Below are 14,631 nucleotides of genomic sequence, written 5' to 3'. Positions count from 1 at the left end.
CATGATGCGGGCTTTTTCTGTGTTGAAGCAAAGTGGCGAAAATCCGCCACTCTTTTAAGACGTACAGAGATCAGAGCTTGAAGCGGCTCACCATCTGCTCCAGCTGCTGCGACAGATCGCTAAGCTGGTCGGAGACACTGGCCAGTTCCTGTGCCCGGCTGGCGGTGGTTTCGGCACCGTCATTGATCTCGGTGATGCTCTGCTCAACGCTGGAAGCCATCTGGGTCTGCTCGCGCACGGCGCTGGCCACCTGGTGGTTCATATCGTTGATGATGCGGACCTCTTCGGCGATGTTGCTCAGGGCGTTGGCGGTTTTTCGCACATGCTCGACGCCATCGCCGGCGCCATCGAGGGCGGTACGCATCACGGAAACAGCGTCCTTGGCATCCACCTGCAGGTCGCTGATGATCTTGTTGATCTCCTCGGTGGAGGCGTGGGTGCGGCTGGCCAGTGTCCGTACCTCGTCGGCTACCACGGCAAAACCACGGCCCTGTTCGCCGGCGCGGGCGGCTTCAATGGCGGCATTCAGTGCCAGCAGGTTGGTCTGTTCGGCCACCTTCTGAATCACTTCAAGCACGGTGCCCACGTTCTCGCTCTGGGAGTCGAGACGCTCGATCACGCCGGTGGCGCGCTCAATGCTCTGTTTCAACGCTTCGATCGACTCGATGGCGGTTTGGGTAACCTGGGTACCGTCGTTGCTCTCCTGCAGCGCCAGATCCGAGGCGGAGACAGTGCTTTCGGCGCTGGCTTCCACACTCTTGGTCGCCGCCTCCATCTGTTCCATGGCGGAGGCTACTGAGCTGGTCTGCATCTGCTGGCCGCGGGCAGCATCGATGGAGTGGGTGGCGATGGTGCTGATCTGGGAACTGGAGCTGGCCAGTTTCTGCACCGTGTCGTTCACGTGCTGAATACTGGACTGGAAGGTGCCGAGCATGGAGTTGAAGGCGGTGGCCATCTGGCCCACTTCGTCGCCGGAGTTGATATCGACACGCTGACTCAGGTCGGCATTTTTCTCGATGTCGGTCATGGTGTTGGCAAAGCTGTTGATCGGCCGGATCACGATACGACGGATAATAAAGCTGATCAGCAACACGCCGGCGACAAACAGCACCATCTCTACCAGCGCCACGTTGCGCAGGTTTTTCATGATTTCACTGTCGACGCGGGCGAAGTCATAGGTGACACGGACGGCGCCCAGTACTGTGCCTTCATCAACCTGGTGACAGAGCAGACAGTTAGTGCCCTTGTACTCGCTTAACGCTTTCATCGGCGTCACCACGGTGAGGCGGTGGCCCTCGCTGTCATCGAACTCTTCGACGACGTGCTCGCCGTTCATGGCGCGCCTGTCCAGCTCATCCATGATGACTGAATCTTCGGTGCCCGGACCATACATATCGGAGACGGCGTCACCGCGGATAATGCGAGCCTCGGTGACCGATTCGTTGCTGAGAATCTTCTGCTGCAGCGTGCCGCGGTTTTGCATGGCGCCACTGAGCATGAGGATGTTGATGCTGTCGAAGTAGGAGTCAGCAGTGGCAAGCGTGGTGAATTCCGCGACGTCACGGCTGAGTGAGCCCTCACTGCGGTGTATTGCTGTCAGTGAACTGGCGAATACGATCAGGAACACAATCGCCAGCGACAGGTTCACTTTTGTCTGTATCGATAGGGCCTTCTTCACAGCACCGGTCTTCCTTTGATCAGGGGGGAGGGCAGTCTTATATGGCTTTCGGCATGTTGCGCAAAATCTATAGCCTATTCAATACAAACTGCGCTAATGGCGCAGAAAGAATACAACTTTTTGATCTGGCCAGGGGTCAGGGAACTCTAAGCCGCTTTCTGGCATCTCAGAATCAGTAGCGACGCCTGTATCAGCAATGCTGCATCGCTCCCTGGCGGGCGCATCAGCGAGAACATCCTTCCCAAGTTGGCGAATCACCGCCCATCCTTCTTTTTTGATGTGTGGAAATCCGCCGATTTCGCGCTTGATTCATTTCTCTTAATTATCCGGTACTCATTTCTCGTCTTTATAAGGTGCTGTAATTAGTAGATTTATTTCTTTTGTTGAGATTTTTTCCTGCTTTGGCATCGGTTTTGCTCATCTAAGCGGACTGCCGGGATTTCCCCAAGATGCCGGTAACAATAACGATGACTAACAACGATAAAGTCTCAGGAGAAGAATAATGCGTCTACTGACTGCTGCAGTTACCACTGTTGCCCTGGCACTGGGTGCCCAGATCGCCAGCGCCGCGCCGATCGAAATCAAATTTTCCCACGTCGTTGCCGAGAACACCCCTAAAGGCAAGATGGCGCTCAAGTTCAAGGAACTGGTAGAAGAGCGTGTGGGCGATGAAGTAACTGTCTCCGTCTTCCCGAACTCTCAGCTGTTCGGCGACAACAAGGTGCTGGAAGCGATGCTGCTGGGCGATGTCCAGATGGCTGCTCCGTCACTGTCCAAGTTCCAGAAATACACCACGCAGCTGCAGGTTTTCGACCTGCCGTTCCTGTTTGAAGATATGGCTGCCGTTGACCGCTTCCAGCAGAGCGAAACCGGTCAGGAGCTGCTGAACTCCCTGAACAAGCGTGGTCTGGTGGGTCTGGGTTATCTGCACAACGGTATGAAGCAGATGTCTGCCAACGAACCGCTGCGTGTGCCGGCCGACGCCTCAGGCAAGAAGTTCCGTATCATGACCTCCGACGTTCTGCAGGCGCAGTTCGAGGAAGTTGACGCCGTACCGCTGAAAAAGCCGTTCTCTGAAGTGTTTACCCTGCTGCAGACCAAGGCTATCGACGGCGCTGAAAACCCCTGGTCTAACATCTATTCCAAGAAGTTCCACGAAGTTCAGCCTTACATCACTGAAACCAACCACGGTCTGCTCGACTACATGGTTGTGACCTCTGCCGAGTTCTGGAACGGCCTGGATGACGACCTGCGCGTCGAAATCAAAAAGGCCCTGGACGAAGCGATCGCCTACGGTAACCAGATCTCTGGTGAACAGGCTGCTGCCGACCGTCAGGCCATCATCGACTCTGGCCGTTCTGAAGTGATCGAGATCACTGCGGAAGAGCGTCAGAAGTGGGTTGATGCCATGAAACCGGTCTGGAAGCAGTTCGAAGACGAGATCGGTGCTGACCTGATCGACGCCGCTCTGAAATCCAACGAAGGCTAATTCCCCGCTACATCCCGGCCCGGATGGTCTCCATCCGGGCTCCTTCTGCTGCCGTTTGGGATGTAGAGGAAAGGCCGGGGTCTCCCCTGTGCGTCTGTTGCACTACGGCTGGATAGAGGTTTAATCATCATGGCTTTACGTAACCTGGTCACCCAGATCGAGGAGGCGATTCTGTCTCTTCTGCTGGTGAGCATGACCCTCCTTGTCTTTGCTGAAGTGGTTGCCCGCTTCGGTTTTAACGCTGGTATCCACTGGGCGCAGGAAGCAACGCTGCTGCTGTCCGGTTGGTTCGTCCTCTTTGGTGCCTCCTATGGCGTGAAAGTGGGTGCTCACATCGGTGTGGACGTCTTTGTTCGCATGTTGCCTTCAAAGCTGTACCGCGCCGTCACTCTGTTCGCGATTCTGCTTTGCGTGGGTTACTGCGTGCTCTTCCTGATCGGCTCCTGGGAGTACGTGATGAAGATGAAGATGATCGGTATCGAGCTGGAAGACATTCCGGTACCGAAATGGACCGCGTCCACCATTCTGATTATCGGTTTTGCGCTGCTGATCATCCGTTTCCTGCAACTGGGCTGGAAGGTGATGCGGGGCGAGGCCGAAGGTTTCAGCTTTGCCGATGAAGCGGAAGAGAGTATGCACCTGGCTAATGAACTGAAAGAGTCCGAAGAGAAGGAGAATCGCTCATGACAACTGCGATGCTCTTTATCCTGCTGTTCGGCTGCATGCTGATGGGCATGCCGATCGCAGTGGCGCTGGGTCTGTCCAGCGTGACTACTATCCTGCTGTTTTCCAACGACTCGCTGGCGTCTATCGCACTGAAGCTGTTTGAAGCAACTTCCGAGCATTACACGCTGTTGGCGATACCGTTTTTTATTCTGTCGTCCGCGTTCCTGTCCACCGGCGGTGTGGCCAAGCGCCTGATCAACTTTGCGGTTGATGCGATCGGTCACGTCCGTGGCGGTCTGGCGATGGCATCGGTAATGGCGTGCATGCTGTTCGCAGCGGTCTCCGGTTCGTCACCGGCTACCGTGGCGGCGATCGGCTCCATCGTTATCGCCGGTATGGTGCGCTCCGGTTATCCGGAATCGTTCGGCGCCGGTGTTATCGCCAACGCCGGTACCCTGGGTATCCTGATTCCGCCGTCCATCGTTATGCTGGTGTACTCCGCCGCTACCGAAGTGTCCGCCTCGCGGATGTTCATGGCCGGTTTCGTGCCGGGCATCATGATGGGTCTGATCCTGATGATTGCGATTTATATCGCCGCGCGGATCATGAAGCTGCCGGCCCAGCCGTTCCCGGGCTTTGGTCAGCTGGCGCGTTCAGGTTTGATCGCCCTGGGCGGTCTGATGCTGATCATCATCGTGTTGGGTTCCATCTACGGTGGTATCGCGTCTCCGACCGAAGCCGCTTCCGTGGCTGCGATCTACGCCTACCTGATCGCCGTGATGGGCTATCGCGATATCGGTCCGCTCAAGGGCGTGGCCTGGCGCAAGGATGGTGAGGGTATGGGCAGCATGGTGGCGCGTAACACCGGCCTGATGCTGCTGGCGTTCCCGAAATCCGTGACCCATCCGGAAGTACGCAAGGTGTTCGTGGATGCGTCCAAGGTCGCCATGATGCTGCTGTTCATCATCGCCAACGCGATGCTGTTTGCCCACGTGCTGACCACCGAGCGTATTCCTCACCAGATTGCTGAAGTGATTGTGCAGTGGGGCCTGCCGGCCTGGGGCTTCCTGATCGTGGTGAACATCCTGCTGCTGATCGCCGGTAACTTCATGGAGCCGTCCGCGATCCTGCTGATCATGGCGCCGATCCTGTTCCCGATTGCGACTCAGCTGGGTATCGATCCGATTCACCTGGGTATCATCATGGTGGTGAACATGGAGATCGGTATGTTGACGCCGCCGGTGGGGCTTAACCTCTTTGTTACCGCCGGTATTACCGGTCGCGACATGGTTTGGGTGATCAAGGCCTGTGCACCCTGGCTCTGCCTGCTGCTGTTCTTCCTGATATTGATCACTTACATACCGCAGATATCGCTGTTCCTGCCGGAATACATCGATAAGCTGAACGGTTACTAATCCGCGTTGTAAACGCTAGAACAGGAGATCCGGGAGTGGCGGCAGGATGCCAATGCTCCCGCAAACTGCTCTCGCAGATAGTTCTCTAGAACAACTCTCGAGAGCACGCCCGCGAAAGCGAGTTTTTCTGCCGCTGTAGCCTTTGGTTACAGCGGCATTTTTATGTCTGCAGCTTCGCCTGCTGGCTGGGAAAAGTCTGTTCGATACCGTGCCGCATCAGCCGGATATGAGGTGCGCAGTTCTGGTTGTATAATGCGGGGTTAATATTTGAGCAGTTGTGGGGTTATGCATTAATGCTGGGTACGATTGCAGCGATCTGGGGATTCTGCGGCATTATCATGTTGTTCAGCAGCGCCATCTATCGTCTGGGGGCGCTGGCGCTGGATATGCCCGTTCACAGCTTTAGCTGGTATCACTGGGTGGCCCTGGTGGCCTGTGTGCTGTTCATGGGGTTTGCCGAGGGTTACCGCGGCTTTCAGCAGAACTTCTCGCCGCGTGTGGCGGCGCGCCTGCTTTACCTGCAGCGTAACGTGACACCGGCACGCCTGATTTTCGCGCCGTTTTTCGGTATGGGTTACTTCCATGCCACGCGCAAGCGCCAGATCATCTCCATCTGCCTGACGGCGGGCATCGTTGTGCTGGTGCTGATCGTACGTCAGATAGAGCAGCCCTGGCGTGGAATTATCGACTGCGGTGTGGTGCTGGGCCTGGCCTGGGGCATCGTTTCCCTGGCGGCGTTTACCTTCAGGGCGTTTTCACGCCCGGGCTATTCGGTCTCGCCTGAAACTCCCTGAGGCAAAGCGAAAAATCTTCTTTTTAAGCCCCCGAAAGGGGGCTTTTGCGTTTCAGATGCTCAAGACTTTTTACGTTTCTGACGCTCAAGGCTTTGTGTATTTCATGCGCTCAGGGCTGTTCCGTGGCGTAGGCGCGTAAAAAAGTATCCACCGCCAGGGCGACCCAGCGATCGATCTGTGCCTGGGACGGCAGGGCCGTGGGATGGGTTAGCGCCTCCAGGTTGCTGATACCGCGCAGCATGCCGATGAAGATCCGGCCGGCGTCGGCGGTACCGACAGCGTGCAGGTCCAGCTCGCCTTTCTCTGCAGCCAGTTCCAGATGCCTGGAGACCATTGGGTCGATGACGTTGGGGCCGACCAGGAAGAAGCGTCGCGCCAGGCTGGGGAAGTGTGGCGCCTCGGAGATCACTATTCTGAGCAGGGCCATGGCGCTGGCGGAGAGAGCCAGGTCCATATATGCATGGGCGATCGCTTCAAGCCGGGTACGCAGGTCTTCTTCGTCCACCGCCAGCTCAGCGAACTGTTCCCGCATCACCAGGCAGAGGTGCTCGATGGCATCGCAAAATAGAGCTTCCTTGGTGGGGTAACGGGTGTAGATGGTGGCCTTGGACACGCCCGCTGCACGTTGAATCATATCGGTGGTGGCGCCGCTGAACCCATGTTGCAGGAACACGTCGGCAGCGGCAGTCAGAATTGCCTGTCGCTTGTGGTCGGGTTTTGCGCTCTGCTCCATGTGGCACCTGATTATTGTGAATTGTTCTCTGTGGATCGGTCTGAAGAGCCCGGCAAACTATAACCAGCTGGCCTGGCTGTCTCAATAGCAATGGGTTTTGTGCTGGTATTTAATCGATTTATACCAAAAGTGAACTACTCGGTTCACCAAATCAAACCATTCTAAGACTATATTTGTAAGTTGCATGCAACTAAACTGTACTGTCTAGTTTAGTTTAGTTTAAGCGATGTTTTTGCGTATGTTCTTTAATAGTCCTCCCATTGCCGGGTGCCGCCCGCCTTTGCTAGTGACCCTGATGGTGGCCTGTATCGCCCTGGCAGGCTGTGCTCCGATGGTTGAAGTTGATAACCCCGCTGACTCCGATCTGATGGAAGTGGAGCTGCCTCTGGCACAGCAGAATCCCCTGTTGAGTGACGCAGTGATGCCGGCGCAATGGTGGCAGCTGTTCGGTGATGACACGCTGAACTGGCTTGAACAGCAGGCGGTTGAAGCTAGCCCGGAGCGGCAGCTGGCAGCGCTGCAGGTAGCAGCTCAGGTGGCACGGCTGGGGTTGGTTGAGTCGCAGGGTAATCCGCAGTTAGGGATGGGAGCGGAGTACAGCCGTTCAGGTATCAGCGAAAACTCGCCCAATGCGCGTATCGGCGGTAGTCCCAAGGCGCATGACTACTGGGAACTGGGGGTTCAGGCCAGCTGGGAGCTGGATCTGTTTGGTTACCTGGACCAGTTGGAGCAGGGTGCCCGTGAGCGGGCCATGGCGAGCCGGTTCAATCAGCAGGCCGTTGCCATCTCCAACGCGGCGGCCATCGCCCGACACTATATGCTGCTGCGGGTCAGTGAGCAGCAACTGCGCTGGAGTCAGCAGCGGGTGGCGCTTTACCAAACGTTGGTTGAGCTGACCCAAAGCCGCGTCCGCAACGGTGTCGCCACCGAGACCGATGTGGCCAAGGTTCAGGCGCAGCTGGCATCGGCCCAGGCGGATCTGGCGCCGCTGCGGCAACAGCGTGAGCGGCAGCAGAACCTGTTGGAACAGATGCTCGGGCTCAAGCCCCATGCGCTGGATCAGCGTCTTGCCAGCGGCGTATCGCTGCCACAGTTGCCTGAGGCCGTGCCGGTGGGCATTCCCAGCAGCGAGGTGCGCAAGCGCCCCGACATTCTGCGCGCCGAGGCACAGCTGAAGGCGGCCCTGGCGGACCTGGGTGCGGCACAGGCGGATTTCTACCCACGCCTGAGGCTGACCGGCAGCTACGACCGCGAAGCGTTTGAGCTTAATGACCTGGGGAGCTGGGGCAGTCGTGCCTTTTCTGTGGGCCCGAGTCTCTACCTGCCGATCTTCCAGGGTGGCCGGCTGCGTCGCACGCTGGAGCTGGCTGATGTCAGTCAGCAACAGGCGGCAATCCGCTATGTCACCACGGTGCTGGACGCCTGGCACGAGGTGGATGATGCGCTCAATACGCATCAGCTGATGGCACAGCGCTACACGCGCCTGAACGAAGCGCTGGAACGCCAGCGCGAGGCGTACACCCGTACCGAACATGCCGAAGATGAAGGCTATGCCAGCCGCATGGACGTGCTCCAGGCGCAGCTGGATCTGATCGCCCGATCACAGCAGCAGGCGGCAGGTCAGACCGAAGCCGCACTGAGTATCGTCTCGCTATACCGATCCCTGGGCGGCGGCTGGCAACAGCAGGCGCTTGAAACCGGAGATAGCGAGCAGGTCGCGGCAGGTAAAGCTTTATGAGTGCCGCTCCGGCCGCAGCGCCCAGCGCCACGCCCCAAGGGGGGCAGTCTATCTATGATTGGCGGCTGCTCACCGGGCTGTTGGGTGTGCTGTTGGCGGCGATGATGGCGGGTCTCAGCAACCGCATGGTTGGCCTGGGTATGACTGATATCAGCGGCGCGCTGGGTATCGATCAGGATATGGCTAGCTGGCTTGATTCGGCCTATGCCGCCGGAGAATTGGCGGTGATGCCCTTTGCGACCTGGTTCGCCATTACCTTTTCGCTACGTCGCTTTCATCTCTGCATGCAGGGGCTGGTTGTCCTGCTGGCGCTGATTATCCCTGAGGTGACCAACTATCACGCACTGTTGGTACTGCGTTTCATGCAGGGGCTGTTTGCTGGCGCGTTGATACCTCTGCTGATGATGGCGGCACTGCGCTTTCTACCGGCTCAGATCCGTCTGCATGCACTTGCGCTGTATGCGATGACCGCTACGCTTGCGCCCAATGTGGCGGTCTGGCTGGCCGCCTACAGTCTGGAATCGCTGAATGAGTGGCGCTGGCTCTATTGGCAGTTGGTCGTTGTCGGCTGCATCTCCATTCCGCTCGTGGCCTGGGGGCTGCCGGCCATGCCGCCGGCTTACGCACGCATCAAACAGGCTAACTGGCTGGGGATGTCGCTGGGTGTTCCTGGACTTGTGATTGTGGCGCTGGCTACCAGCCAGGCGGTGCGGCTCGACTGGTTTAACTCGTCGCTGATCCAGGCCGGTTTCGTTACCGGTATCGGGCTATTAGTGCTGTTTTTGTTCAGCGAATGGTTCCATCCGGCGCCGTTTATGCGTCTGCAGATAATGGGGCGGCGCAATATCGGTCTCGGGTTTGCGGTGTTTTTCTGCCTGCTGCTGGGGATGGGGGCGGCCGTTGCGCTGCCGATGAACCTGCTATCCGCTTTCCAGGGGTTCCGTATCGAGCAGATGACCGAACTGGGCCTGATCGTCGGTGTGCCGCAACTGATACTGGGTTCGCTGGTGGCGATACTGTTGTATCAACGCTGGGTTGATGCCCGTTACCTGTTTGCTGGCGGCCTGTTTCTCATGGGGATGGGGTGCCTGGTCAACTCACAGCTGAACAGTGAGTGGATGGTCAGCCAGTTTTTCTTCGGTCAGGTCCTGCAGACGCTCGGTCAGCCGCTCGCTATCGTGCCTTTGCTGTTTCTCGGAACCAGCGTGGTACAGCCGGCCGAAGGGCCGTTTGTGGCCGGTATTATCAACACCATGCGCGCCTTTGGCACTCTGTTCAGCGGCGCCATGGTCGGTGAACTGATGCACAGCCGGCAGACCTTCCACAGCGAGATACTGCGGGGCCAGAGCAGCTACTGGCTTTCACAGCCGGATACGGGAAGCGGTATTGCAGAGTTGGGGCAGATCGTTAATCAGCAGGCGCTGGTGTTGGCCGGAGCCGATCTCTATGAGATCTACGGCGTCCTGATGTTGCTGCTGATTCCTCCGGTGCTCTGCCTGAAATATATCCCCGCGCCCCAGGTGAAGCCTGAGTAATCCGCATCATTAATGAATGACTGAAACACGGAAATAGCATGTCCAAGAGTACGCGATCCATCACCCTTGTTACCGCCGCGCTGGTCTTGATCGGAGCGGGTATTTATCTGTTTAACAGCGATGAGGGCTCCAGCGCCACGCAGGTCACCGATGATGCGTACCTGCGCGCCGACTTTACCGTGGTGGCACCGCGCATCACCGGCAAGGTTTCTGAGCTGCATGTGGAGGACTACCAGTCTGTGAAGGCTGGTGATCCGCTGGTCGATATCGATGACCGTGATCTGCAACTGGCATTGCAGCAGGCCGGGGCCCAGCGGTTGGAAGCTGAGGCGAGAGTTGAAACGCTGGCGCAGCAGATTGAGCGGCAGAAGAGTCAAGTGGCGAAGGCGCTGGCGGTGATTGAGGTGGATCGCTCACAGCTGACCCTAGCTCAGGCTGACTTTCAACGCTTCAGCAATCTGGCCAATGAGGGCTCAGGTACCCGCCAGGCCAAGGAGCGCGCCCGGGCTGAGCTGGACGGACTCAAAGCTACCACGGCCAGGGATGAAGCGGAGTTGGCGTCAGCGCGTCAGCAGGTAGAGGTATTGAAAGCGCAACTGAAGGCCGCCGAAGCCGGCCTGACAGCCAGCGCCAGTGCGGTGGATAACGCCAAACTGCAGCTCTCCTATGCCCATATCACCGCGCCCGTGAGCGGTGTGGTGGCACAGCGCCGTGCCCGTGTGGGTGGCTATGTGCACCCGGGTGATCCGCTGCTGGCGCTGGTGCCACTGGATCAGATTTATGTGCAGGCCAATTTCCGCGAAACCCAGCTGACCCATATGCAGCCTGGCCAGAAGGTCAGCATCAGCGTGGACAGCTTCCCGGATCTGGAGCTTGAAGGGGTTGTGGATAACATAGGCCCCGCCAGCAGCGTCTCCTTCTCGCCGGTGGCACCGCATAATGCTACCGGCAACTTCACCAAGATCGTCCAGCGACTGCCGGTGAAGATCCGTTTGACCTCAGCACCGGAAAAGCTCGATTCCCTGCGCGTGGGCATGTCGGTGATTACAGAGGTTGAGGTACGTTAACAGGATATTGAAAAGCTATCTGCGTTGCGGAATGCGGGGTTAAACACCCTGTATTACAGGATCAGTGCTGCGGCCCCAGTGCCGTATCGGAGGAAGAGATGGACGGTTATCAGCTTACCTTTTACACCCAGCAGGATCGTCAGCACGAAGGGCGAGGGCTGGCTCAGTGGGTGATGGATGAGGCGCTTAAACTGGGTGTGCGCGGCGCCACCATGAACGCCTCGGTGGAAGGCATCGGCCACGACGGCAAGTCCCATATGGTCAACATGTTCGACCTGTCGGAGCAGCCGATCCAGGTCACCATCGTCGCCGAAGCCCAGGCCTGTGAGGCGCTACTGGATCACTTCAAGGACAGGGGGTTGAACCTGTTCTATACCAAAATGCCGGTCAGCTTCGGCTATCTCTGAAGGGCCTGACTCCCCACCCAGAAAAAATCCCCGGCCTGGCGCAGCAGCCCGGGGAGTGGAGAAAGGGAGTGGAGAAAGCAGGGGCAGAATCAGGCGAAGGCGTAGCCAAGGCCGATAAACAGCACAAAGGTGAACGCCGCGCCCAGCAGCGCATAGGGGATCTGGGTCAGCGCATGCTGCATCGATGTGCAACCGGAGCCCTGGGCCGAGAGCACGGTGGAGTCACTGAAGAAGCAGGCGTGGCTGCCAAACGCGGAAGCGGAGAGCAGCGCGCCCACGGTCAGCGGCATCGACATATCCATCACCTGCGCCATCGGAATCACGATCGGCAGCGAAACCACAAACACCCCCCAGCTTGAACCGGTGGCGAACACCACCGCCGCCATCACGGCAAATACCAGTGCCGGTAACATCTCCTTGGACAGGAAGGGCGTCAGTGCATCGATGATGTAGGGCGTCATGCCGAGCTGGTCGTTCACATCCTTCAGCATGAAGCCGGCGCAGACCACGGCGATCGGGTGCAGCATCACCTTGAAGCCATCGAGCATGGAATCCACCAGCTGGCCGAAGTTGAGCAGGTTCTGCCAGTAGTAGAGCACCATGGTGAACAGGGAAGCCGTCAGCGCGCCGAGCAGCAGATCGATCTCGTAGTAGACGCTGGCGCCCACCAGTACCGCCATCGGCAGCAGGAAGTTGATCAGACCGACGATCGGGGAGACCTTCTTTACGTTGGAGGTATCGAAGCCATCGAGCACAACGCCTGGTGGCACCGGCTCGCCTTTCTGTGCCCGCGCTTCCGCCTGTTTCATCGCCCCCAGGTTGCCGAGGATGCCGCCGGCCACCAGGAACACCACCAGCAGCGCGAACCAGCCGTAGGCCATAAACGGAATGGAGTCGATATAGAGCGACATCCCCTTGCCGGCTTCGGTGGCGCCGTTCTCCTCCAGCAGGGCGGCAAAGTAGACCGCCCAGGTGGATATCGGTACCAGAATACAGACCGGTGCAGCGGTGGAATCGACCAGGTAAGCCAGTTTCTCGCGGGAGATGCGGTACTTGTCGGTAAGTGTTTTCATCGACGCGGACACCGCCAGGGAGTTCAGGTAGTCATCGATAAATACCAGCATGCCCAGCAGGCAGGTGGTCAGCATCGTGCCGCGCTTGGTTTTGATTCGACGCGCCAGGGTTTCACCGAAGCAGACCACGCTGCCGCCGCGTTCAAGAATATTGATCAGTCCGCCCATCATGCCGCAGACGAGCACAATCCAGGCGATGGTCTCGTTCATCACCACGTTGATCGACAGATCGCCCAGTCCGGCAACTACCTGCAAAGGGTTCAGTAGCACCAGTCCGGAGATAATGCCGGCAAAAATCGCTTCCAGCGCGCGGCGGCTGTAGATGGCGACACAGAGGGTCAGCAGGGCTGGCAAAAGGCTGACAAAACCGTAGCCTTCCTCGGCGGAATACTGAGTGGAAAGATAGGCGAAACCCGCCAGGATGACGCAGTAAAAGAGGATCGAACGGGATCTGTTGGACAGCGAATTCCGGCCGCCGGGCTCGATCACCTCGGCGTTAAGGCTAGGATTGGTATTCATTCAGAGGGCCTGTTTATTATTGTCGGGTGTTTAATGGGGCGCGATGCCATACCACCCCGGCAGCCCGGAGTGGCATGGCAGCAACAGCGTCAGATACCGAGTTTATCCCGCAGGTTGTAATAAGCCGCACCGATGGCGGTGTAGGGTACGCGCATCATGCGCCCGCCGGGGAAGGGGTATTGCGGCAGGGAAGCGAAGATATCGAAGCGTTCCGCCTGGCCCTGGATTGCGTCCGCCAGTACCTTACCCGCCAGGTGCGAGCAGGTGAGTCCGTGGCCGCTGTAGCCCTGGGCATAGTAGATATTGGCGTGGGAGCCGACCCGACCCAGTTGCGGCAGGCGCATCAGGGTGAGCAGGAAGTTGCCGGTCCAGGCGTAGTCGATCTTCACGCCTTTCAGCTGCGGATAGGTTTTCAGCATCTTCGGCAGAATCAGCGATTCGATCTTGCTCGGCTCGCGGGCACCGTAGGTGACACCGCCGCCGTAGATCAGGCGGCCGTCGCCGGACAGACGGAAGTAGTCGAGCAGGTAGTTACAGTCCTCTACGCATTGGTCCTTGGGTAGCAGCTCGCGCTGCTGCGCCTCGCTCAGCGGGGCGGTAGCGATCACCTGGGTGCCGCAGGGCATCGCCTTGGCCTGAAGTTTAGGGATCAGGTCACCGAGATAAGCGTTGCCGGCAACCACCAGGAAGTTAGCGGTGACGCCGCCTTTCCGCGTGTGCACTTTAACCTTGTCACCCTCTTCCACCTTCACCGCGGGTGAGCCTTCGTAGATCACGCCGCCCAGGCTTTCCAGCGCGGCGGCTTCGCCCAGCACCAGGTTGAGCGGATGGAAATGGCCGCCGGACTTGTCCAGCAGTGCGCCCTTGTACCGGCTGGAGCCGATATAGTTGCGGGTCTCGGTTTCACTGAGGAGTTCAAGCTCCTGGTGGCCGTGGCTCTCCCAGAGCGCCTTTTTGCCTTTCAGCTCCTCGAACTGCTTGTTGTTGCAGGCCGCGAAAATACCGCCGTCCTTGAGATCACACTGAATGCTGTAGTCCTTGACCAGGCGGCGGATGATGCGTCCGCCCTCGAACGCCATGGCACCCATCGCCTTGCCGGTGGCCCGGCCATAGTTGCGCTCGATAAAGTCGATGTCGCGGCTGTAGCTGTGGACAATCTGGCCGCCGTTGCGGCCGGAGGCGCCAAAGCCGATGCGGGTCGCGTCAAGCACGATAACCTTGAATCCCTTCTCGGCCAGATGCACGGCGGTGGAGAGCCCGGAAAAACCGGCGCCGATGATGCAGATATCGGCTTCAACCTGGCTCTCCAGAGCGGGCCTGAGGCTCTTATCGTTGGCAGAGGCGGCGTAGTAAGAAGTGGTGTGTGAAAGCTCGGACATGATCTGTTTCGTAACCCTAAACTAAATCCCAGCGTCCGGTCATAAGCCCGGAGTGAGATGTTAACAATCGCCATAGGGGCGACTGGCCATGGGTAAACGATAGATTTTGCGCGGCTTAAAGGGATATACCCTTCAGGG

12 protein-coding genes are annotated in these 14,631 nt (G+C 58.4%); 8 read left to right on the top strand and 4 right to left on the bottom strand.

The window, feature by feature from the left end; genetic code table 11:
* Nucleotides 1-70: 70 nt before the first annotated feature.
* Nucleotides 71-1,678 (bottom strand): methyl-accepting chemotaxis protein, encoded by a 1,608-nt coding sequence (locus CLV83_RS15000; protein ID WP_132294001.1) that lies wholly within the window; start codon nt 1,676-1,678, stop codon nt 71-73.
* A gap of 502 nt (nt 1,679-2,180) precedes the next feature.
* Between CLV83_RS15000 and CLV83_RS14995 the strand changes: the two genes are divergently transcribed.
* The 4 genes from CLV83_RS14995 (at nt 2,181) to CLV83_RS14980 (ending at nt 6,042) form a co-directional block, all read left to right on the top strand.
* A complete protein-coding gene (locus CLV83_RS14995; protein WP_132293998.1) occupies nt 2,181-3,167 on the top strand; it encodes a TRAP transporter substrate-binding protein in 987 nt (328 codons plus the stop codon).
* Between the two features lie 129 nt (nt 3,168-3,296).
* Nucleotides 3,297-3,854 carry a TRAP transporter small permease gene (locus CLV83_RS14990; protein WP_132293995.1) on the top strand — a complete coding sequence of 186 codons (558 nt, stop codon included), beginning with the start codon at nt 3,297-3,299 and terminating at the stop codon, nt 3,852-3,854.
* Entirely contained in the window at nt 3,851-5,248 is a 1,398-nt protein-coding gene (locus tag CLV83_RS14985) for a TRAP transporter large permease (RefSeq protein ID WP_132293992.1), read from the top strand. Before CLV83_RS14990 ends, CLV83_RS14985 begins: the two co-directional genes overlap by 4 nt.
* A 293-nt stretch (nt 5,249-5,541) precedes the next feature.
* Complete coding sequence (locus CLV83_RS14980; protein ID WP_132293989.1) at nt 5,542-6,042, top strand: hypothetical protein; 501 nt, start codon at nt 5,542-5,544, stop codon at nt 6,040-6,042.
* Nucleotides 6,043-6,151: 109 nt separating this feature from the next.
* Here CLV83_RS14980 and CLV83_RS14975 read toward each other — a convergent pair whose 3' ends face one another.
* A complete protein-coding gene (locus tag CLV83_RS14975; RefSeq protein ID WP_132293986.1) occupies nt 6,152-6,775 on the bottom strand; it encodes a TetR/AcrR family transcriptional regulator C-terminal domain-containing protein in 624 nt (207 codons plus the stop codon).
* A 286-nt stretch (nt 6,776-7,061) separates the two neighbouring features.
* Between CLV83_RS14975 and CLV83_RS14970 the strand changes: the two genes are divergently transcribed.
* From CLV83_RS14970 to CLV83_RS14955, 4 genes are all read left to right on the top strand, one after another.
* On the top strand, nt 7,062-8,513 hold the full coding sequence (locus CLV83_RS14970) for an efflux transporter outer membrane subunit (protein ID WP_243642405.1): 1,452 nt from the start codon (nt 7,062-7,064) through the stop codon (nt 8,511-8,513).
* Nucleotides 8,510-10,048 (top strand): MFS transporter, encoded by a 1,539-nt coding sequence (locus CLV83_RS14965; RefSeq protein WP_132293980.1) that lies wholly within the window; start codon nt 8,510-8,512, stop codon nt 10,046-10,048. Before CLV83_RS14970 ends, CLV83_RS14965 begins: the two co-directional genes overlap by 4 nt.
* Nucleotides 10,049-10,086: 38 nt before the next feature.
* Nucleotides 10,087-11,115 carry an HlyD family secretion protein gene (locus tag CLV83_RS14960; protein ID WP_132293977.1) on the top strand — a complete coding sequence of 343 codons (1,029 nt, stop codon included), beginning with the start codon at nt 10,087-10,089 and terminating at the stop codon, nt 11,113-11,115.
* A gap of 98 nt (nt 11,116-11,213) precedes the next feature.
* On the top strand, nt 11,214-11,522 hold the full coding sequence (locus tag CLV83_RS14955) for a DUF190 domain-containing protein (RefSeq protein WP_132293974.1): 309 nt from the start codon (nt 11,214-11,216) through the stop codon (nt 11,520-11,522).
* An 89-nt stretch (nt 11,523-11,611) separates the two neighbouring features.
* Here CLV83_RS14955 and CLV83_RS14950 read toward each other — a convergent pair whose 3' ends face one another.
* Nucleotides 11,612-13,114, bottom strand: a complete 1,503-nt coding sequence (locus CLV83_RS14950; protein WP_132293971.1) for a Na+/H+ antiporter NhaC family protein — start codon at nt 13,112-13,114, stop codon at nt 11,612-11,614.
* 89 nt (nt 13,115-13,203) lie between these two features.
* Complete coding sequence (locus CLV83_RS14945; protein WP_132293968.1) at nt 13,204-14,493, bottom strand: NAD(P)/FAD-dependent oxidoreductase; 1,290 nt, start codon at nt 14,491-14,493, stop codon at nt 13,204-13,206.
* Nucleotides 14,494-14,631 lie beyond the last annotated feature (138 nt).

It is taken from the genome of Marinobacterium mangrovicola (genome assembly GCF_004339595.1).
In the GTDB taxonomy this organism is placed as follows: domain Bacteria; phylum Pseudomonadota; class Gammaproteobacteria; order Pseudomonadales; family Balneatricaceae; genus Marinobacterium_D; species Marinobacterium_D mangrovicola.
This window is presented reverse-complemented; position numbering and strand designations above follow the sequence as displayed.